Source organism: Nocardia sp. NPDC059154 (genome assembly GCF_042755705.1).
Classification (GTDB): domain Bacteria; phylum Actinomycetota; class Actinomycetes; order Mycobacteriales; family Mycobacteriaceae; genus Nocardia.
In genome coordinates this window covers 105442-124409 of sequence record NZ_JBHZCS010000003.1, presented here as the reverse complement: position 1 = coordinate 124409, position 18968 = coordinate 105442, and the positions used below count along the sequence as shown (strand labels likewise).

At 69.6% G+C, this 18968-nt stretch carries 19 protein-coding genes and 1 pseudogene; 6 read left to right on the top strand and 14 right to left on the bottom strand.

The features are described 5' to 3' along the window. The first annotated feature begins 23 nt into the window (after positions 1-23). Entirely contained in the window at positions 24-1235 is a 1212-nt protein-coding gene (locus ACFXN1_RS04130) for a pyridoxal phosphate-dependent aminotransferase (RefSeq protein WP_379395624.1), read from the top strand. A 3-nt stretch (positions 1236-1238) separates the two neighbouring features. Here ACFXN1_RS04130 and ACFXN1_RS04125 read toward each other — a convergent pair whose 3' ends face one another. From ACFXN1_RS04125 to ACFXN1_RS04085, 9 genes are all read right to left on the bottom strand, one after another. Beyond that, positions 1239-1982, bottom strand: coding sequence for an SDR family oxidoreductase (locus tag ACFXN1_RS04125; RefSeq protein ID WP_379444810.1), 744 nt, complete (start codon positions 1980-1982; stop codon positions 1239-1241). Between the two features lie 88 nt (positions 1983-2070). Further along, on the bottom strand, positions 2071-3270 hold the full coding sequence (locus ACFXN1_RS04120; RefSeq protein WP_379444808.1) for an NADH:flavin oxidoreductase: 1200 nt from the start codon (positions 3268-3270) through the stop codon (positions 2071-2073). Continuing rightward, positions 3267-3842, bottom strand: coding sequence for a TetR family transcriptional regulator (locus ACFXN1_RS04115; protein ID WP_379395618.1), 576 nt, complete (start codon positions 3840-3842; stop codon positions 3267-3269). The genes ACFXN1_RS04120 and ACFXN1_RS04115 overlap by 4 nt, the downstream gene beginning before the upstream one ends. 134 nt (positions 3843-3976) lie before the next feature. Next, positions 3977-4324 (bottom strand): hypothetical protein, encoded by a 348-nt coding sequence (locus tag ACFXN1_RS04110; RefSeq protein WP_379444807.1) that lies wholly within the window; start codon positions 4322-4324, stop codon positions 3977-3979. 54 nt (positions 4325-4378) lie between these two features. Next, on the bottom strand, positions 4379-4954 hold the full coding sequence (locus ACFXN1_RS04105) for a GrpB family protein (protein WP_379444825.1): 576 nt from the start codon (positions 4952-4954) through the stop codon (positions 4379-4381). Positions 4955-4986: 32 nt separating this feature from the next. Beyond that, a complete protein-coding gene (locus ACFXN1_RS04100) occupies positions 4987-6003 on the bottom strand; it encodes a hypothetical protein (RefSeq protein ID WP_379444806.1) in 1017 nt (338 codons plus the stop codon). A 68-nt stretch (positions 6004-6071) separates the two neighbouring features. Further along, complete coding sequence (locus tag ACFXN1_RS04095; protein ID WP_364618937.1) at positions 6072-6245, bottom strand: hypothetical protein; 174 nt, start codon at positions 6243-6245, stop codon at positions 6072-6074. Positions 6246-6261: 16 nt separating this feature from the next. After that, on the bottom strand, positions 6262-6681 hold the full coding sequence (locus tag ACFXN1_RS04090) for a DUF1707 domain-containing protein (protein WP_379395612.1): 420 nt from the start codon (positions 6679-6681) through the stop codon (positions 6262-6264). 93 nt (positions 6682-6774) lie between these two features. Then, on the bottom strand, positions 6775-7701 hold the full coding sequence (locus ACFXN1_RS04085) for a LysR family transcriptional regulator (RefSeq protein WP_379444805.1): 927 nt from the start codon (positions 7699-7701) through the stop codon (positions 6775-6777). Between the two features lie 161 nt (positions 7702-7862). Here ACFXN1_RS04085 and ACFXN1_RS04080 point away from each other — a divergent pair, with 161 nt between their 5' ends. Then, a complete protein-coding gene (locus ACFXN1_RS04080) occupies positions 7863-9356 on the top strand; it encodes a UbiD family decarboxylase (RefSeq protein ID WP_379444804.1) in 1494 nt (497 codons plus the stop codon). A gap of 123 nt (positions 9357-9479) precedes the next feature. Here ACFXN1_RS04080 and ACFXN1_RS04075 read toward each other — a convergent pair. Further along, a pseudogene (locus ACFXN1_RS04075) lies at positions 9480-9755 on the bottom strand (glutaminase); the annotation flags it as partial. A 106-nt stretch (positions 9756-9861) separates the two neighbouring features. Between ACFXN1_RS04075 and dxs the strand changes: the two are divergent. Together dxs and ACFXN1_RS04065 are read left to right on the top strand one after the other, a co-directional pair. After that, positions 9862-11814 (top strand): 1-deoxy-D-xylulose-5-phosphate synthase, encoded by a 1953-nt coding sequence (gene dxs / locus ACFXN1_RS04070; RefSeq protein WP_379444803.1) that lies wholly within the window; start codon positions 9862-9864, stop codon positions 11812-11814. Between the two features lie 127 nt (positions 11815-11941). Then, on the top strand, positions 11942-12745 hold the full coding sequence (locus ACFXN1_RS04065; RefSeq protein WP_379444802.1) for an enoyl-CoA hydratase: 804 nt from the start codon (positions 11942-11944) through the stop codon (positions 12743-12745). Positions 12746-12775: 30 nt separating this feature from the next. Here the strand turns inward: ACFXN1_RS04065 and ACFXN1_RS04060 are convergent, their stop codons facing one another. The 4 genes from ACFXN1_RS04060 to ACFXN1_RS04045 all read right to left on the bottom strand — a co-directional run bounded on the left by ACFXN1_RS04060 (position 12776) and on the right by ACFXN1_RS04045 (position 15999). After that, positions 12776-13288, bottom strand: coding sequence for a hypothetical protein (locus ACFXN1_RS04060; protein ID WP_379463486.1), 513 nt, complete (start codon positions 13286-13288; stop codon positions 12776-12778). 28 nt (positions 13289-13316) lie between these two features. Further along, positions 13317-13802 carry a hypothetical protein gene (locus ACFXN1_RS04055; RefSeq protein ID WP_379444358.1) on the bottom strand — a complete coding sequence of 162 codons (486 nt, stop codon included), beginning with the start codon at positions 13800-13802 and terminating at the stop codon, positions 13317-13319. A gap of 123 nt (positions 13803-13925) precedes the next feature. Continuing rightward, a complete protein-coding gene (locus tag ACFXN1_RS04050; protein ID WP_379444357.1) occupies positions 13926-15170 on the bottom strand; it encodes an HRDC domain-containing protein in 1245 nt (414 codons plus the stop codon). Positions 15171-15372: 202 nt separating this feature from the next. Beyond that, complete coding sequence (locus tag ACFXN1_RS04045; protein ID WP_379395596.1) at positions 15373-15999, bottom strand: DUF3000 domain-containing protein; 627 nt, start codon at positions 15997-15999, stop codon at positions 15373-15375. 74 nt (positions 16000-16073) lie between these two features. On the opposite strand from ACFXN1_RS04045, the gene hemE reads away from it, so the two are divergent. Continuing rightward, positions 16074-17141, top strand: coding sequence for a uroporphyrinogen decarboxylase (hemE, locus tag ACFXN1_RS04040; protein ID WP_379444355.1), 1068 nt, complete (start codon positions 16074-16076; stop codon positions 17139-17141). Positions 17142-17580: 439 nt separating this feature from the next. Continuing rightward, positions 17581-18927: a protoporphyrinogen oxidase gene (locus tag ACFXN1_RS04035; RefSeq protein ID WP_379444354.1), complete on the top strand. Its 1347-nt coding sequence runs from the start codon at positions 17581-17583 to the stop codon at positions 18925-18927. Positions 18928-18968: the final 41 nt, after the last annotated feature.

Genomic DNA, 18968 nt, shown 5'->3' with positions numbered 1-18968 from the left:
CCACACCGAGAAGGGGTCGTTTGATGCAGGTGAAGCAGTCGAGCAAGCTGGCGGGCGTGTCCTACGAGATCCGCGGGCCGGTCGCCGAGCACGCCGCACGGCTGGAGGCGGAAGGGCATCACGTCGTGAAGCTCAACACCGGCAACCCGCTGACCTTCGGCTTCGAGGCGCCCGCCGAACTGCTTCAGGACATGGTCCGCAATCTGCCGCAGTCCAGCGGCTACTCCACCTCCAAGGGCCTGCTCTCGGCGCGGCGCGCGGTGGTGCAGTACTACCAGACGCTCGGACTCTCCGAGCTCGACGTCGAACAGGTCTTCCTGGGCAACGGCGTCTCCGAGCTCATCATGATGGCCATGACCGCGCTGCTGGAGAACGGCGACGAAGTCCTGGTTCCCGCACCGGATTTCCCGCTCTGGACCGCCGCCACCGCGCTCAACGGCGGCCGGCCCGTGCACTACATCTGTGACGAGGGCTCGGACTGGATGCCCGATCTGGCCGATATCGAGTCCAAGATCACCGACCGCACCCGGGCGCTGGTCATCATCAACCCGAACAACCCCACGGGCGCGGTGTATTCGCCCGAGGTGGTGCGTCAGATGCTGGAGATCGCGCGCCGCCACAACCTGGTGGTGTTCTCCGACGAGATCTACGACAAGATCCTCTACGACGGCCTGACCCACACCGCGACCGCCGCGCTGGCCCCGGATCTGTTGTGCCTCACCTTCTCCGGGCTCTCCAAGTCCTACCGCGCCGCCGGCTTCCGCGGTGGCTGGCTGGTGGTATCGGGTCCGATCGAGCACGCCGAGAACTACCTCGAGGGCCTGACCATGCTGGCGGGTCTCCGGCTGTGCGCGAATGTCCCTGCGCAGCAGGCGATTCAGGCCGCGCTCGGCGGGCACCAGAGCATCTACGACCTCACCCTGCCCGGCGGTCGCCTGCGCGAGCAGCGCGACCGCGCGTGGGAGGCGCTCAACGCCATCCCGGGCATCTCGTGCGTGAAGCCCCGGGGAGCGCTGTACGCCTTCCCGCGCATCGACCTCGACATGTATCAGATCCACGACGACGAGCAGTTCGTGCTGGATCTGCTGCTGCGCGAGAAGATCCACATCGTGCAGGGCACCGGCTTCAATTGGCCGCGCCCCGACCACTTCCGGATCGTGACGCTGCCGCACGCCGATGAGCTCGAGGCCATCATCGAGCGCATCGGGCGTTTCCTGGCGACCTACAAGCAGTAGGTCTCAGACCGGGCGGCCCGCCGTCATACCGCCGTCGACGACGAACTCGGCGCCATTGCAATAGCTGGATTCGTGGCTCGCGAGGAACACCACGAGCGCCGTGACCTCCTCGGGCACGCCGAGGCGGGCCAGGGGGTTCGCGTCGCGATCGGTGGTCGTGCCCTCGGGCACGCCGATCATGGGCGTCATGATCCCGCCCGGGTGAACGGAATTCACCCGCACCCCGTGCGGGGCGAGCTCGAGCGCCGCGGACTTGGTGAGCCCGCGCACCCCGAATTTCGAGGCGGTGTAGGCGTGCGCGCCCGGCACGCCCTGGATACCCGCAGCGGAGGAGATGTTCACCACCGCTGCGGGCCTGGCCGCCACCAGGGCGTCGCGGGCGGCGGTCAGGCCGAGGAAGGGGCCGGTGAGGTTGATGGACAGGGCACGCTGCCACTGCTCTTCGGTGTAGGTGCCGAGCGGCCCGAAGTCGAGGATGCCGGCATTGTTGACCAGCACGTCGAGCTTGCCGAACCGTTCGACCGCGGTGTCCACGGCCGTGCGCCAGTCCTCGGCCTTGGTGACATCGAGGTGGACGTACTCTGCGGCGTCGCCGAGTTCGGCGGCCAGTTTCGCGCCCGCCTCGTCGGAGATGTCGCCGATGAGCACCGAGGCACCCTCGGCCACGAATGCCCGCGCGTGCGAGGCGCCCATTCCCGATGCCGCGCCGCTGATCAGCGCTACACGTCTGTCGAGCCGTCCGCTCATGCCGCATCCTTTCGAGCCTGAGCGGAGCCCTCCATGGTTACGCTTTGCAAGCGCGGGGAGGAGGAGCGACGCCTCCGGGCTTGACCCTTCATGCTCGGTGCCTTCCGTCGAGATCGATGATGGTCCGCTCCGGCCGGAACACGCAGCGGGTGGTGGTGTAGATGGTGGGCATGCACTTGTTGCAATGCACGCAGGCCGACCGGGTGGCCGCGTCGGCCTGGATGCGCTGCAACAGATTCGGCTCGCGCAGCAGCGCCCGGCCCATGGCGACGAACTCGAATCCCTCGGTCATGGCCAGGTTCATGGTGTCGAGATTGGTGATGCCGCCCAGCAGGATCAGCGGCATGGACAGTTCGCGGCGGAACTGGCGGGCCCGCTCCAGCAGGTACGCCTCGTGGTAGGGGTACTCCTTGAGGAAGGCACGCCCGACCAGTTTGAAACCCATGCGCGCCGGGCCGGGCAGCACCTCGGCGAACTCCTTGCGCGGTGCGTCGCCGTGGAACAGCAGCATGGGGTTGAGAAGTGAACTGCCCGCAGTCAATTCGAGGGCGTCGAGCGCGCCGTCGGCCTCCAGCCAGGCGGCTACCTGGATGCTCTCCGGGACCGTGAGCCCGCCGCGGCGGCCGTCCTCCATGTTCAGTTTGGCGGTCACCGCCAGCCGGTCGCCCACGGCATCCCTGACAGCGCAGGCGATTTCGCGTGCGAGCCGGGCCCGGTTGGCGAGCGTGCCGCCCCACTTGTCGTGGCGGCGGTTGAGCAGTGGGCTCAGGAACGAGCTCACCAGATAGTTGTGGCCGAAATGGATTTCGACCGCGTCGAATCCGGCCTGCTCCGCCAGCAGCGCCGCATTCGCGTGTGCCGCAATGAGTTCGCGGATCTCGGAGTCGCCGGGCACGTGCATGGCATGCATGCTCAGCGGGCTGAACATACGGCTCGGCGCGAGCGCGGGCGCGCGGTTGGAGGCGGCGTTGGCGACCGGTCCGGCGTGCCCGATCTGGGCGCTGGCGGCCGCGCCCTCGGCGTGCACCGCGTCGGTCAGCTCACGCAGTCCGGGAACGGCTTCGGGCCGCATCCAGATCTGGTGCCGGTCGGTGCGGCCGCCCGGCGCGACCGCGCAGTAGGCGACGGTGGTCATGCCCACGCCGCCCGCGGCGACCTCGCGGTGGAAGTCGATGAGCTCGGGGGTGACCAGCGCGTCGGGGGTGCGTCCCTCGAAGGTGGCGGCCTTGATCACCCGGTTGCGCAGGGTGATCGGGCCGAGTTTCGCCGGTGCGAAGATCTCGTTCATGGTTGTTCTCCCGGTGCCGTGAGTCCGGCCACCACGAAGTTCCGCAGGGCCGTCAACGCCGGTTCGGGCATCCCGTGATCCTCGATCTCGGGAGCGCCGAACCGCATGATGATCAGGTCGAAGGCCAGCATCCAGCGCCGTCGCGCCTCGCCGGCCCGCAGTTCGGGCAGCAGCGCGGTCCAGGAGTCCATCCGGAACCACGGCCCCTGCCACGAGGTCTGATGCCGGCCCAGCACGAAGCGGGCCAGCAGCCGAAGATGCAGGCGCCCCAGCGGATCCGCGGCCAGCTCCTGGAACGGCGCGAGGATGGTGTCCACCACCGCGGGCACCGAATCCCGTCCGCCCGTGGCCCGGCCCAGCCCCTCCTCCCACAGCGGCCCGAGCCGGGCCTCGATGAGGGCGGCGACCAGCGCCTCCTTGGATCCGAAGTGGTAGTGCACCGCGGCGGGGTTGGCGCCCGCCGCCGCGCAGACGGCGCGCACCGATACCTCGTCATAGGGCTCGGTCAGCAGTAGCTGCTCGGCCGCCGCGAGCAGTCGTTCCCGCGTTCCCGCGGACACCTTCTCGACCATGGCAAGCAGTGAAACACGGTTCAATCAGTATTTCAATCATTGATTGAAAATTGCCGTTGTGGGCCTGGTCTACGTTGTGGGCCTGGTCTGTTGGAAGTGGCGGCAGCGCCACCGCGCCGGCCGGCAGCGAATGGTCACTCGCTCTGCGACCAGGCCGCGACCGGCAGGGTCAGGTAGACGCCGATATGCGCGTCGACGAACTTCTCGATATCGGCGAGCAGCTGGTCACAGCGCTCCTGCCGGTTCTCGGCCCGGCTCGCGAAGTACTTCGACCGGACCTCGATGACCACATCCATCCCCGACCGATCGAACTTGCCCAGCGGATGGAAGCGGATCTCGACATCCCCCGGCTGTAGGTCGCCGTCGTAGGGCTCCTCCGGACATTCGACGGCGAGGGACACCAGGTGTGGCAGCCATTTGCCCAGCTCACGCAGCACGGTCTCGGGAAGCTCCGGCTTGTGGGTCACCTCGACGAGGGGCATCCGGCCAGTGTATTGGCCGAGGCAAGGACCGCCGGGCCCCGGCGGCGGTACACGCTAGCGGGCAGGGAGGGCGCGGGCGATGATCTCCTCGATGACCGCGCTCTTGGCGTTGGAGTAGTGCTGGACGTACTTCCACTGTCGTTGCGCCAGTTCGCGTTTGGTCCGTTCGTAGTGGGCGCGGTCACCGTCGTGGGTGCGGAGCCGATCACGGAAGGCGAGCACTCGCTCGATCTCGGTGTCGCCGAGGCCGGGGGAGAACACGTGGAGGTTGACGTCGTGCGGCGCACCGTCTTCCACGCGGCGGACCAGGCAGCGGTGTTCGTACCAGTCGGGTTCGCGTACGCGCAGGGTGTATCCGGCGCCTTCGAGGGCGGACACGTAGGCCGGTTCGTCGGCGGTGTCCGCGACCACGAGCAGGATGTCGATCACCGGCTTGGCGGCGAGGCCGGGCACCGAGGTGGATCCGGTGTGCTCGAGCCGTAAGACCTTCGGCCCCAAGGCTGCTCGGATCGCCCGGGCGTCGTCGGCGTACCAGGACGGCCAGTCGGGGTTGGGTTCCTCGAGGATCACCGGCACCGCGTAGGGCGTCAGCTCGCCGACGAACGCGGCGGAGATCTCGTCGTCGTCCATGGTGGCCACGACCTGAGCCTGATCGGCGCGGGTCAGGAGGTACGGAGACTGGCGATCATCTGCGCGGCCCGGTCGGCGGTGAGTTCGCTCTGGGTGCCACGGTCGGACAGGATGGCCAGCACCAGCAGCGCCTTGTTCGGGCCGGAGAACGCGAAGGTGTAGATCGAGTAGCTGGTCGTGGTGCAGCCCGGCGCGCCCGGCTGCCAGCTGCCGGAGGTTTCGACCTGCTGGCCGGTGATGCCGCTGGTGGTGGTGACCGCGGCCGACGCGCCCTGGTTGCCGCCGGTCGCGTCCGAATAGCCGCTCTCCGCCGAGATTCTCGCCACCTTGACGGCCGCGGCGGCGGGATCGCTGCCGTCGACATGAGCGACGAAGGCGAGGGTCCGATATGCCGAGCCCGCGCAGTAGTCGTTGCCCTCGGTGGACTTGGCGTGCCCGATGACCGAACCGTCGGCCCCGGTCTGCACGGTGATGTCGGTGGGCTCGGCGATCGTCCACCCGGCGGGCACGTCGTAGCTGATACCCAGTGCCGGGGCGACCACCGTGGTGCTGCCGGGCTTGGGTGCGCCGGAGCGGGACGGCCCGGTGGCGGACGGCCCGCCCGAGGGCGCGGCGGTCGTGCCGGGCGCGGCGGTGGTGCCGCTGTCGGCGGAGTCCCGGGTCAGCGCATACGCCGCGATACCGCCGCCGGCCAGCACGATGACCGCGGCCAGCGCGGCGAGGATCACCAGGGTGCGGCGCGGCCCGCCGCCGGGTGCGGATGGCGGCGTGTAGCCCGGAATCGGTTGCTGCCCCGCATAATTCGGGACAGAGTGCTGCCCGGTGACGTACGGGTGGTGCTGTCCGGTGACGTACTGGGGCTGCTGACCCGTGATGTACTGCGGAGGCGCGAGCTGGTACCCCGGGGGCAGTTGCGCGGCAAAGCCCGGATATTCGGTCGGCTGCGGTGCCTCGCCCTGGTAACCCCAGTCCTGTTGTGCCGCATCGGGATATCCCCAGCCCTGTGGCCCGCCGCGGGGGTTCGCCCAGTGATCATTGTTGTCGGTCACGTGTTTTCACCCTCCGGCCGCACCGAGCCGCCTCGGCTTGGTCGAAGCCCGACCCTATCGGGTGTGTACTAGCCCTGCGACGCGGGCGCGTCCGGGCCGGGATCCGGCCGGGCCGGGGACACCCGGATCACCCCGGCATCCAGATCGAGGCTGACCCGGGGCCGGTGGCCCTCGCCGCTGCCGTCCTCGCTGCCCTCGTCCTGCAGCTTCTTGCCGGGGAACAGTTCGCCTATGACGCCCACGAATTCACCCTAGCCCTCACATCCGGTGGTAGCCCGGACCGCGATACCCGTACCCGCGCCGCCCCCGCGCGAAGGCGAAGAACAGCACGGGGAACAGGAAGAACGGGAAGAAGTGGGTGGTCACCGCGAACGCGATCATGAACACCAGCAGCACACCCGCACCGATCGGGGCCAGCGGCAGCGGGCGGCGCGGGGCGGGAGGCGGGGCCGGGATCTGCGGCGCGGGCGGTTGCGGCCGGGGTAGGTCGCCGAACAGCACCGCCAGCTCGCCCGCGGTCTTGGCCGCGTATGCCCGGCCCACCCGCTCGTCGTATTCCGCGATGTCGAGCCGGCCGGCGGCGAAATGCTCGCCCAGTGCGGCGGCGGCCTGCTCGCGTTCCGCGGTGCCGACGCGGACGGTGGACGGTCCGTAGACCGCGGGATCGAAATCGGTCATGACAATCCACCTCGGGGGAGGGAAGCAATCTCGTTGTCCGCCAGCGTAGGCGCGTTCGCGGCGGCGCGCCTGCACGCGTGTGCGTAATCCCGGCTACGCCTGCCGACGTAGGCCCGCCGCGGGCTGTCCGGCGGCCAGCCCGGCGAATTCGTCGACCTTGGGATGGTCGGTGTCGGTGCGCCACACCAGCCGGACCCGCGCGTCGGGCAGGCCGGTGAGCGGGACGAATGCCACCTCCGGATGGGTGAAGTAGGTGGGCATGGCGGTGGTGGTGGCGAAGACGGCGTTGTTGTGGGCGACCGCGGTGAGCATCTCGGGTTCGGTGCGCGCGGGCGCGACCCGCGGGATGGGCCGCCCGCGCGGGGTGGTGGCCGGCGGCCAGAAGGCGCGCGCGAATTCGGGCGCGACATCCGGATGCGGTCCGATCACCCGCAATTCGGCCAGATCCTCGACGTCGATGCTGTCGCGGGTGGCCCACGGATGGCTGCGGGCGATGGCCAGCAGCCGCGGGAACACGCCCACCTCCGGCCCGACGGTCAGGCCGAGCTGCTCGACCGGGGCCAGGCAGATCTGGATATCCACCTCGCCGCGCCGCAGCGGGCCGAAGATGTCGGTCCACGCCAGCTGGGTCAGCGTGATCTGGCATTCCGGATGGCGGGCCCGGAATCCGGTCAGTGCGGTGTCCAGGGTGGACGCGTAGGGCCCGAGGAATCCGATGCGCAGACCCCGTGCCGCGGTGCGGGTTTCGGCGAAGGCCCGCTGCAGCTCCTGGAAGGCCGGGCGCGCGCGGGCCAGCAGATGCTCGCCCAGCGGATTGAGGGTGACCCGGCGGCTGGTGCGCTCGACCAGGCGGCGGCCGACGCGGCGCTCCAGGCTGCGGATCAGCTGGCTGACCCGGGGCTGCGACAGTCCGAGGCGGTCGGCGGTCCGGCCGAAGTGCAGTTCTTCGGCGAGGACCACGAACGCTTCCAGTTCGGCCGGGTCGACGCGGGGTCCTCGAGGCGAGTCTTCGATCAGCATTTCTTATCGATCTTCGCGGATTTCGGCGTTGATGGCTATCCGACACGTGACGGATGCTGAGCCGGCGAGTGAATCGCGTCGACTTGCCGTGGTCACCGAGATGGGCGGCATCGTCATGAGCACCCGACACCTGTGAACACCCGACGCTAAGGAAAACCCCTGTGCCGCATTTGAAGAGCCTGCGCGAGTTCATCGAGGCGCTCGACGCCATCGGTGAGGTGCAGCACATCGACACCGAGGTCGACTGGAATCTGGAGATCGGCGCGATCATTCGCCGGTCCTACGATCTCCGGGCCCCCGCGCCGTTGTTCAGCAATATCACCGGATATCAGGACAGTGGTTTCCGGGTGCTCGGCGCGCCCGGCGCGCTCTCGGGTCCGCAGCACCGGCTGGCGCGCATCGCGCTGGCGCTGGGCCTGCCCGCCGACGCCACCGGTCAGCAGATCGTGGAGGTGCTCGCCGACGCGCGTGCCAAGCCGGGCATCCCGCCGGTGGTGGTGGACCGTGCGGCCGCGCCCTGCAAAGAGAACGTCATGCTCGGCGACGACATCGACCTGTTCGTCTTCCCGACCCCGAAGCTGCACGGCAATGACGGCGGACGCTACATCCAGACCTACGGGATGAACATCGTCAAGACCCCCGACGGCTCGTGGACCAACTGGTCGATCAACCGCATGATGATCCACGACCGGAACACCCTGGCCTGCCTGATCCCGGGACCCCAGCACCTGGGCATCATCCGCTCGAAGTGGACCGAGATCGGCGAGCCCATGCCGATCGCGCTGGCCATCGGCGTCGAGCCGGGCCTGCCGTGGGTGGGCGGCATGCCGATTCCCGAGGGCGAGGACGAAACCCATTACCTGGGCGCGCTCTTCGGCGAGGGCCTGGAACTGGTCCCGGCCGAGACCGTCGACCTGCTGGTGCCCGCCACCGCCGAGATCGTGATCGAGGGCCACATCGCCCTCGACGAGACGGTCATGGAGGGCCCGTTCAACGAGTTCCCCGGCTACAACGCCACCGAGGCCGGCCCCAAGGCGGTCTTCCACGTCTCGGCGATCACCCACCGCGACGGCGCGATCCAGCCGACCGTGGCGGCGGGCCCGCCGGTGGAGGAGGACCACACCATCATCGGCACCACCAGTGCCGCCGAGATCCTTCACCTGCTGCGGCAGGCCGGGCTGCCGATCTCCTCGGCCTGGTACAACTTCGAGGCCGCGGTGCACTGGCTGACCCTGGCGGTGCGGCAGGACTGGCACGAGACCACCGGCCTGGGCTCGCACGAGCTGGTGGACCAGATCGCCAAGATCATCTTCACCGGCAAGCCGTCGGTCAATGCGCCCAAGATCCTGGTGGTCGAGGACGATGTCGACATCACGAATATCGACGAGGTGGTGTGGGCCTTCGCCACCCGCTCCCACCCGGATGTCGAGCGCGGTGAATTCCATTACCCGGCAGCGGTTTCCGATCAGCTCGCGGTCTACCTCTCGCCGGAGGAAGCGCATTCCTTCATGGCGGGCAAGGTGATCTACAACTGCCTGCTGGCCGATCACTTCCCGCAGGGCCGCCGCCCGATCAAGGGCAGCTTCGAGAACGGCTGGCCCGCGGAGATCCAGCAGCGCGTCCTGGATCGCTGGCAGGAGTACGGCTACCGCTGATCGCGGGAACGACTACGGGCGGCGTCGTGCGACCGGACGAGGGGTGTCGGACGAGGCTCGGCCCGAGGCGGGTCGGATGCCGCCGTGCGCCGACCGCGCGCACGGCGGCATCGGCTGCGTGTAGGCAGCAGCCAGCGCATACGTGAAGGGCTCGGAGATCGACTGAATCGTGAAGGCGGCGTCCAGATCTGCGCTGCCGTAGACCGGCCCGTCCGCGGTAGCCGGGCAGATGCCGAATGAATCGGGTTGTACTGCCGCCAGTTCCGGAATGTAGTCGGCCGGCGTTCCCGACGTGTCGGCCCGGCACAGCTCGTACACTTCGTCGATGATGCGGGCGACGACGCCGCCGGACGGGACCTCTTGGCCACTGTAACCGGCGTAATCTGTGTTGAGCCTCACATCTGCTACGGATGTTGCAGGTGGCGTTTCGTTCCTGGCATCGGGGGCCGGAATGGGCTCCGTAGACTGTTGCAAACACAGGAGACATCCGGAGGGAGCAATAGCCGTGGGAGTGCTTTCCCGGGTCGACACGCCCGAGGACCTGCGTCGGCTGTCGGTACCGGAGCTGCACGAGCTGGCCGAGGAGATTCGTGAGTTCCTGGTGCGGAAGGTCGCCGTCACCGGCGGGCACCTGGGGCCGAACCTCGGCGTCGTGGAGCTGACCATCGCGTTGCACCGGGTTTTCGACTCGCCGGCCGACCCGATCATCTTCGATACCGGGCATCAGGCCTACGTGCACAAGATCCTCACCGGCCGCAAGGACGGGTTCGACACGCTGCGCAAAGAGGGCGGGCTGTCGGGGTACCCGAGCCGGGCCGAGAGCGCCCATGACTGGGTGGAGTCCTCGCACGCGTCGGCCTCGCTGTCCTATGCGGACGGCATCGCCAAGGCGTTCGCGCTGACCCGGCAGAAGCGGCATGTGGTCGCGGTCGTCGGTGACGGCGCGCTCACCGGCGGCATGTGCTGGGAGGCGTTGAACAATATCGCCGCCGGGCCGGACCGCTCGGTCATCGTGGTGGTCAACGACAATGGCCGCTCCTATGCGCCGACCATCGGCGGGCTCGCCGAGCGGCTCGCGGGGCTGCGCACCCAGCCTGCCTATGAGCACGCGCTCGACGCCACCAAGCGGATCGTCCAGAGCATTCCGCGCGTGGGGGATTCGGCGTACTCGATGCTGCACGCCATCAAGACCGGCATCAAGGACGCGGTCGCGCCGCAGGAGCTGTTCAGCGATCTCGGGCTGAAGTATGTGGGCCCGGTCGACGGGCACGATCCGGTACAGCTGGAGGCTGCGCTGCGGCGGGCCAAGGACTTCGGTGGTCCGGTCATCGTGCACGCGGTGACGCAGAAGGGTCGCGGCTACAAGCCGGCCGAGGACCACGAGGCCGATCAGATGCATTCCATCAGCCAGATCGACCCGGAGACCGGTGAGCCGCTGGGCGGCCCGTCCGCGTCGAGCTGGACCTCGGTGTTCTCCAAGGAGCTCATCGCCCAGGCCGAGCAGCGCGACGACATCGTGGCGATCACCGCCGCCATGCCGGGGCCGACCGGTCTGACCCCGTTCGGAAATCGCTTCCCGGAGCGCATGTTCGACGTCGGCATCGCCGAACAGCACGCCATGACCTCCGCGGCCGGTATGGCCCTGGGCGGTCTGCACCCCGTGGTGGCCATCTACTCCACCTTCCTCAACCGGGCCTTCGATCAGCTGCTCATGGATGTGGCGCTGCTCAAGCTCCCGGTGACCCTGGTGCTCGATCGCGCCGGCATCACCGGCGACGACGGCGCCTCACACAACGGCATGTGGGACCTCTCGGTGCTGGGCATCATCCCGGGCATCCGGGTCGCCGCCCCGCGTGACGCCGCCCGCCTGCGTGAGGAATTGGGGGAGGCCCTGCACATCAGCGACGGGCCCACCGCCATCCGCTTCCCCAAGGGCCCTGCGATCGAAGAGATTCCGGCGGTGGAACGCCTCGAGGGCGTGGATGTGCTGCGCCTGCCCGACGTGGAAGTGGAAGACGCTGCCGCGTACTCGGTGCGCGCCGATGTCCTGCTGGTCGCGGTCGGCGCCTTCGCCGACCTCGCGCTCGAGGTCGCGGATCTGCTGGAGGCCGAGGGCGTCTCGGTGACCGTGGTCGACCCGCGCTGGGTCCTCCCGGTCTCCGACACCGTGGTGAAGCTGGCCGGGAACCACCGCCTGGTGGTCACCCTGGAGGACAGTGGCCTGCACGGCGGCATCGGCTCCACCGTTTCCGCCCGGCTCCGCAGTTCGGGCGTCGACGTCCCGGCCCGCGACCTCGGCGTCCCCCAGCATTTCCTGGACCACTCCTCCCGCGGCAAGATCCACCAGGATCTCGGCCTCACTCCGGGCGAGGTGGCCCAGCGGGTGCACGTGTGGCTCGGCGCCGCCGACGCCTCCGGCAGCGAGATCGAGCAGGCCCTGCTTCCGGCGGCCGAGTAGTACCGCCGAGTGGCACTCCGCTCGTGACGGGCCCGCGATCATCCGATCGCGGGCCCTTCTTTCTATACGGAGCTGGGGTTCTCGCGTAGATTCTGAAACAGGTTACAGTTTCGGGACGGGAGTTCGGATGTCGTTTGTGCTTGTCGAGAAGCCGCGGCCGGGGATCGCGTTGGTCACGTTGAACCGGCCGGACCGGATGAACGCCATGGCGTTCGACGTGATGGTGCCGCTGCGGGAGACCCTCGAGAGCGTGGCGGCCGACAACGAGGTGCGCGTGGTGGTGCTCACGGGCGCCGGGCACGGGTTCTGCTCGGGCGCGGATCTGCAACACGCGGGCAAGGTGCCGGGGGTAGAGGGGTTGACGCGCACCAGCATTGCGCGGCGCTCGATGGAGCTGCTGAACAATGTGATGCTCACGATCAAGCGGATGCACCAGCCGGTGATCAGCGCCATCAACGGCGCGGCCATCGGCGGCGGGTTCTGCCTGGCCATGGGGACCGATATCCGAATCGCCTCGGAGGACGCGTATTTCCGTGCGGCGGGCATCAACAACGGCCTCACCTCCGCCGAACTCGGCATCAGCTACACGCTGCCGCGGGCCATCGGCTCCACCCGCGCCTTCGAGATCATGCTCACCGGCCGCGATGTGGATGCCGCGGAAGCCGAACGCATCGGCATCGTCTCCCGCGTCGTCCCCGGCGACAAACTCCTCGAGGCCGCCTACGACACCGCCGACCAGATCATCCGCTGGAGCCGGGTCGGCGGCGAGCTCACCAAGCGCCTGCTGTGGAGTGGCCTGGAGGCGGGCAGTTTCGAATCCCACATGCAGAACGAGGGCATGGCCCAGCTCTACGTCCGTCTCACCACCGACAACTTCGACGAGGCCATCCGCGCCCGCCGCGACCGCCGCCCACCCGAATTCCAGGACTGAGCGAACGGTCCGCCGCGCGCCCGGCGCGTGCTAACTGCCGGATCCGAGCAAGTTGGAACTGCCGGATCCGAGCAGGTTCGCGCTTCCGGATTGGGTGCAGGTGCCCTGCTGCGGGGGCTGCGGAGTGCCTGATCCCGGTGGCGCGGCGACCACCGACACCGTGAACGTATACGGCTGCATCACCACGAACGGGATCGTGGAGGAGGTCGCAACGGAGAGTTCGTGTGTTCCGGCGGTGGTCGGAACCCATGCGATGGCATTGCGGCCGGTGTGTGGGTACGAGATGCTGCCGATGCATTTCCCGTTGTCGTAGAAGCTCGTGGCGCTCACGTTCGTCAGAAATGGGCCCGCGTAGAACGAGTAGGTCTGTCCGGCGACGTAGGACGATGGCACCGTGCAGGTGCCGGTCGAACAATCGTCGACCTCGGGACCGTCGATGGAGGCAGTGACGGTGGGCGCGGACAGTGCGGCGATGGTCGCGGCCACCGCCAGAGTTGTTGCGCCCCAGCCGATGCGGTGTGTGGTGTGGTGGGTGATAGGCATTTCGTTGCCGTCTCTTCCGTATTCGTGATCAGCGTCCGGCGCTGCCGGATCCGTCGAGGGCGGCGCTGCCGGATCCGATGAGGTTGGCGCTGCCGCCACCGCCGCAGCCGGGTTGCTTCGGCGGCTGACCGCCGCGGCCGCGGTCGCCGCCGCCCTCCGAGATCTCCTTGACGCCGCCGACGATGGTGAGCGTGTGCGATCCGGCGGCGGTGGGAACCCAGGTGATCTGGAGTGCACCCGGACCCGATAGCGGGGCGCTTCCGATGCATTGCCCGTTGTCGTAGAAGTCCGCTGTGCTCGCGAACATGGGCTGGAAGTTGATGCCCGCGTAGTACGTGTATGCGTGTCCGACGACCGCGGACCCCACCTCCGCGCCGGTTGCGGCATCGACGAGCATGGGAAGCCCGAGGGAGGCGGAGGCGGTGGTCGTGGATAGGGCGGTGATGGTCGAGGCTAGTGCCAAAGTGGTTGCAGCCCAGCCGATGTAGTGCAGGGGGCGGCGGGTGACGTGCATTGGTGGACTCCTCTTTCGTGCCCCTTGGTTCGGGGTCGACAGAATCTAACTTTCACCAACTGTGAAATGAGTCCACTTCAGAAAACCCTTGTGCCCCAACTTTCCTGGGCGATATTTCCGGGGTCAGCTCTTCGGGTAGAGGGCTTCGCTCAGGCGCGGGACGGTCAGAGCGCGCTGCCACGGGCGGGCGCCGCCCGCGGCGAGGTAGCCCTCGATGAGGGTCGGGGCTTCGCCGTTGGCGACCGATTTGGGCAGCCCGTCCCAGCACATGCGGCGCAGCAGGTCCGGGGTGAGCAGGTTCTCGACCGGGACCGACACCTCGGTGGAGAGGTCGGTCATGGCCGCGCGGGCGCACTGCAGGCGGGCCGCGGCGGCCGGGTCGCGGCGCTCCCAGCGGTTGACCGGGGGCGGGCCGTCGAAGTGCTGGGTGAGCGGCGGGAGCTCGCTGTCGGGGAGGGTGCGGGCGCGTTCCACCGCGCCGAGCCATTCGCGCGAGTAGCGGCGCTGGCGGGGGCCGCCGAAGATCGGCAGGGTGCGCAGCTGGGCGATGGACTTGGGCTCGTTGGTGGCGGCGGCCACTATGGCCGAGTCCGGGAGGATGCGGGCGGGGGCCACGTCGCGCAGGCGGGCCAGGCGGTCGCGGGTCGTCCATAGTTCGCGGACGATGGCGAGCTGGCGGGTGCGGCGCAGGGTGTGGATGCCGGAGGTGCGCCGCCAGCGGTCGGCCTTGGGGCCGGCCGGCTCCGCGGTGCGGACATGCTCGAATTCCTCTGCGGCCCACTCGGATTTGCCCTGCTCGGCCAGGTCGGCGGCGACCGCGTCGCGCAGCTCGATGAGTAGCTCGACATCAAGGGCCGCGTAGTTCAGCCAGTCGTCGGGCAGCGGCCGGGTGGACCAGTCGGCCGCGCCGTGGCCCTTGCGCAGCTCGCGGCCGAGCAGCTTCTCCACCATGGCGGCCAAGCCCACGCGCTCGTAACCCGCGAGGCGGCCGCCGAGTTCGGTGTCGAAGAGCCGGGCCGGGTGCAGCCCGAGTTCGGCCAGCCCGGGCAGATCCTGATCCGCGGAGTGCAGCACCCACTCCAGATCGTTGATCGCCTCGGCCAGCGGCGTGAGCTCCCCGTCCACCGGGATCGGGTCGATGAGGAAGGTGCCCGCACCCTCGCGCCGCAGCTGGATCAGGTACGCGCGATTGGAGTAGCGGAAGCCGGAGGCGCGCTCGGCGTCGACCGCGAGCGGTCCACTGCCGGCGGCGAGCCGGCGGGCGGCTGCGGCCACCGCGGCGGCGGAGTCCAGTACCGGCGGCACACCGTCCACTGGCGCGAGCAACGGTACCGCGGCAGTGGCTTCGGGTTCATCTGGTACGGACATGGTCTTGAACTCTACGGGTTGGGCATTGGCGGGCCGCGTCACGTCGGTGAAACGACCGGCCGTGACACTGCGTCGGGCCATGGGGAATCGTACGTGGCGGCCGTCGATTTCGTTGCAGTACAGATGTTCTCGCAGGCGAGAGGGCATTTTCGGGCGACCGGCGCGGGAATTCGCGGATCGGCCGCCCCGATCTCGCGCCCAATTATTCGGTGCTCTCGCCCCGGCGCACGTCCAGCCGGGTTACCCCCGCGGGCGGCAGTCCGGCCGCGTAGGCGAGCACCTCGCAGAAGGCTTCCACGTGCGGCCGCATGACGGTGTCGGACACGGTCCAGGAGGCGCGCAGTTCGAGCTGGTGCGCGCGCGGCGGCCCCGCGATGTCTCCGTAGCGCACCGAGCTGGTGGCGGTGACCGTGCCGCCGAGGGCGGTGAAGGAGGTGCGCGAGTCCAGCGCGTCGACCAGCCAGCTCCACGCCACCTCCGGCAGCAGCGGGTCGGCGGCGAGCGCGGAGTCGATGTCGGCCTGGATGTAGGCGACCAGACGGAACACCCCGTGCCAGGCTTCCTGCCCGGCCGGGTCGTGCAGCAGGATCAGCCGGCCGAATGCGTCGCCCTCGGAGTCGACGGGCACCACGTTTGTATCTGGTCGCGTGACTTCCGCGCCTAGGGCGTACGAGTACGGGGCGAGGCGTTGCGGCGGGCGGATCGGTGCCAGCTCGATTCGAGGATGCACAGATACGGTTCCCATGGCCTCGACCGCGGCGCGGAACCGGGCTGGTTCTTCGGGCTCCGGGGTGGGGGCAGCGCCGTCGCGGAAGTCGAGCGGTGTCACGAAAGGCACCGTAGACCCCTCCGGTGCCGAGTAGTGCGAGGCGCGCCGCCGGGGCCCCTTTACGATGGGCGGTGATGAGTACTCACACCCGACGCCAGCTGACCGATGCCCCGTTCCTTGCCGCCGCCACCGGTGGCGTGCCGCATCGGCGTCCGGTGTGGTTCATGAGACAGGCTGGTCGGTCCCTTCCGGAGTATCGCGAGGTGCGTGCCGGAATCGGCATGCTGGAATCGTGTTTCGATCCGGAGCTGGTGTGCGAGATCACCATGCAGCCGGTCCGCCGCCACCAGGTGGACGCGGCAATCCTCTTCTCCGACATCGTGGTTCCGCTCAAGGCCGCCGGCATCGATCTCGACATCGTGGCCGGCGTCGGCCCGGTGGTCGCGAATCCGGTGCGCACCGTTGCCGATGTGCGCGCGCTGCCGCGCCTGCGCGCCGAGGAGGTGGGCGCGGTCACAGCCGGTGTGAAGCTGCTGCTGGATGCGCTCGGTGACACCCCGCTCATCGGATTCGCCGGTGCCCCGTTCACTTTGGCGTCGTACCTGGTCGAGGGCGGACCCAGCAAGAACCACGAGCGCACCAAGGCGATGATGCTCGCCGACCCCGAGACCTGGCACCAGTTGCTGGGCGTGCTCACCGACATCACCATCGAATTCCTGCGCGCCCAGATCGATGCCGGCGTGGACGCCGTGCAGCTGTTCGATTCCTGGGCGGGCGCGCTGAGCCTGGCCCAGTACCGGGAATACGTTCTGCCGCACTCGGAACGGGTCTTCACCGAGATCGCGTCCGCGGGCGTGCCGCGCATCCACTTCGGCGTCGGCACCGGAGAACTGCTGGGCGCCATGGGCGAAGCGGGCGCGGACGTGGTCGGCGTCGACTGGCGGATCCCGCTGAACGAGGCCGCGCGCCGGGTCGGCCCCGGAAAAGCGTTGCAGGGCAACCTCGATCCGGCCGTGCTCTTCGCGGGCCCGGCGGCGATCGACGCCCAGGTGCGCCGCATCGCCCGCGAGGCCGACGAGGCAATCACCTTGGGTGCCAAGGGTCACATCTTCAACCTCGGCCACGGCGTCCTCCCGAACACCGACCCCGGCGTCATCACCGAGACCGTCGCCCTGATCCACAGCCTCCCGCTCCCGCTCTGACCAGCACTTCCCGCCAGCGGTGCGCGCGGTGGGATCGAAGCTCCTGTGACGTGACCGGAGCGCTTCGGCTTCGCCCCCATCGAAGGCGCTGACCGCCGGGCCCGGCCGGGGCAGGTGAGCGAGGTCTCCGAAGCCGTCGGATGCCCAGCGGGTGCGCCGGCCCGGGTGAGGGGCGGGACTTCGGCCGGTGGGGTGTTCGCGGCGCGGTGTCAATCACGTTCCGGTGCGTGCCATTTCTGGGCGGGCGGTTCGAAAGCGCTGGTGAGCGTGGTTCAGGGCGGCCGGGCCGGCGTGGAACGGGGCCGCGATGGGCGGGCCCGGAGGCGGGGGTGGCGGGCGGCCGGAGTAGGTTGGCTCGGGGCGGCTCGAGGTCGAGGTGCGGGTCGCGGGCTGCGGGTTCGTGTGGTCGCGGCGTTCGACGAGTGGCGAGGAGTTGTCGATGCGGGTCGCGGTTGTCGGTGGCGGCATCAGCGGGCTGGTGGCCGCGTATCGGCTGCGGAAGGCGCTCGGGGAGTCGGCGGAACTGATCCTCGTGGAGCGGCGGGATCGGGTCGGGGGGATCCTGCGGACCGTCGAGATCGAGGGGGATCCGGTCGATTTGGGGGCCGAGGCATTCGTGGGCCGGCGTCCCGAGATTCCGGAACTGATGGGGGAGTTGGGGATTGCGGAGCAGCTCGTTCATCCGGCGGGCAAGCGGCCGCTGGTGTGGTCGGAAGGGGTGGGGCATCGGCTGCCGGAGCGGACGCTGATGGGCATCCCCGCCGCGCCGGAATCGGTTGCGGGGCTGGTGGATGCGCAGACCCTGGCCGCCGTTGCGGCGGAGCCGTCCAGGCCGCTGCGGTGGGAGCGGGGCGAGGACGTGTCGGTGGGGGAACTGGTGCGGGATCGCTTCGGGGAGCAGGTGGTCCGGCGCAGCGTGGACCCGCTGCTCGGGGGAGTGTATGCGGGACTTGCGGATTCGATCGGCGTGCGGGCCGCGCTGCCGACGCTGGCCGCCGCCCTGGATCGCGGCGCGGCCAGCCTGACCCGGGCCGTGTCCGAGGCCCTGCCCCCGCCCAGCACCACACCGGTGTTCGGCGGCATCCGCGACGGCTACCGCGCCCTGCTGGACGCGCTGCGTGCTGCCGCCGATGTGAAGGTCGAAACCGGTACGGCGGTCACCACTCTCGCCCGCACCGCACAGGGCTGGCGGCTCGACCCGGTCGGCGACGTCGACGCTGTGATCCTCGCGACCCCCGCCCCGGTCACCGCGGAACTCCTGCGCGCGGTGGCCCCGGAGGCCGCCGCGCTGGCCGCCGGAATCGACCTGGCCTCCTCGGCGGTGGTGGCCCTCGCCCTGCCGCCCGAGACCGCCCTGCCCGACAACTCCGGCATTCTGGTCGCCACCGGTGAACCGTTGCGCGCCAAGGCCTTCACCCTCTCCAGCCGCAAGTGGCCGCACCTGGCCGCCCGCGACGTGGCCCTGGTCCGCGCCTCCTTCGGCCGCTTCGGCGACCCTGCCCCGCTGTCCTGGTCCGACGACGACCTCATCACCGCCGCCGTCGAAGACCTCACCACGGTCACCGCCGCCGACATCCGCCCCCTGCGCGCCGTGGTCCAGCGCTGGCCCGGCGGTCTCCCGCAATACGCCCCTGGCCACACCACCCGCATCGCCGACCTGCGTTCCGCCACGGCCGGCCTCCCCGGTCTGGCCCTGGCCGGCGCCTACCTCGACGGCGTCGGCGTCCCCGCCTGCGCGGCGACCGGCACCAAGGCCGCCGCCCGCATCATCGCGCAGCTGTCCTGACCCACTCCCCGGGACCTCGCCCGTCGAGACCGTCCCGGTCG

Excerpts from the sequence above, each read along its gene's own strand:
- ACFXN1_RS04130 (WP_379395624.1), top strand. The coding sequence starts at position 24 with ATGCAGGTGAAGCAGTCGAGCAAGCTGGCGGGCGTGTCCTACGAGATC.
- ACFXN1_RS04125 (WP_379444810.1), bottom strand. The coding sequence starts at position 1,982 with ATGAGCGGACGGCTCGACAGACGTGTAGCGCTGATCAGCGGCGCGGCA.
- ACFXN1_RS04120 (WP_379444808.1), bottom strand. The coding sequence starts at position 3,270 with ATGAACGAGATCTTCGCACCGGCGAAACTCGGCCCGATCACCCTGCGC.
- ACFXN1_RS04115 (WP_379395618.1), bottom strand. The coding sequence starts at position 3,842 with ATGGTCGAGAAGGTGTCCGCGGGAACGCGGGAACGACTGCTCGCGGCG.
- ACFXN1_RS04110 (WP_379444807.1), bottom strand. The coding sequence starts at position 4,324 with ATGCCCCTCGTCGAGGTGACCCACAAGCCGGAGCTTCCCGAGACCGTG.
- ACFXN1_RS04105 (WP_379444825.1), bottom strand. The coding sequence starts at position 4,954 with ATGGACGACGACGAGATCTCCGCCGCGTTCGTCGGCGAGCTGACGCCC.
- ACFXN1_RS04090 (WP_379395612.1), bottom strand. The coding sequence starts at position 6,681 with ATGACCGATTTCGATCCCGCGGTCTACGGACCGTCCACCGTCCGCGTC.
- ACFXN1_RS04085 (WP_379444805.1), bottom strand. The coding sequence starts at position 7,701 with ATGCTGATCGAAGACTCGCCTCGAGGACCCCGCGTCGACCCGGCCGAA.
- ACFXN1_RS04065 (WP_379444802.1), top strand. The coding sequence starts at position 11,942 with ATGTCGTTTGTGCTTGTCGAGAAGCCGCGGCCGGGGATCGCGTTGGTC.
- ACFXN1_RS04060 (WP_379463486.1), bottom strand. The coding sequence starts at position 13,288 with ATGCCTATCACCCACCACACCACACACCGCATCGGCTGGGGCGCAACA.
- ACFXN1_RS04055 (WP_379444358.1), bottom strand. The coding sequence starts at position 13,802 with ATGCACGTCACCCGCCGCCCCCTGCACTACATCGGCTGGGCTGCAACC.
- ACFXN1_RS04050 (WP_379444357.1), bottom strand. The coding sequence starts at position 15,170 with ATGTCCGTACCAGATGAACCCGAAGCCACTGCCGCGGTACCGTTGCTC.
- hemE (WP_379444355.1), top strand. The coding sequence starts at position 16,074 with ATGAGTACTCACACCCGACGCCAGCTGACCGATGCCCCGTTCCTTGCC.
- ACFXN1_RS04035 (WP_379444354.1), top strand. The coding sequence starts at position 17,581 with ATGCGGGTCGCGGTTGTCGGTGGCGGCATCAGCGGGCTGGTGGCCGCG.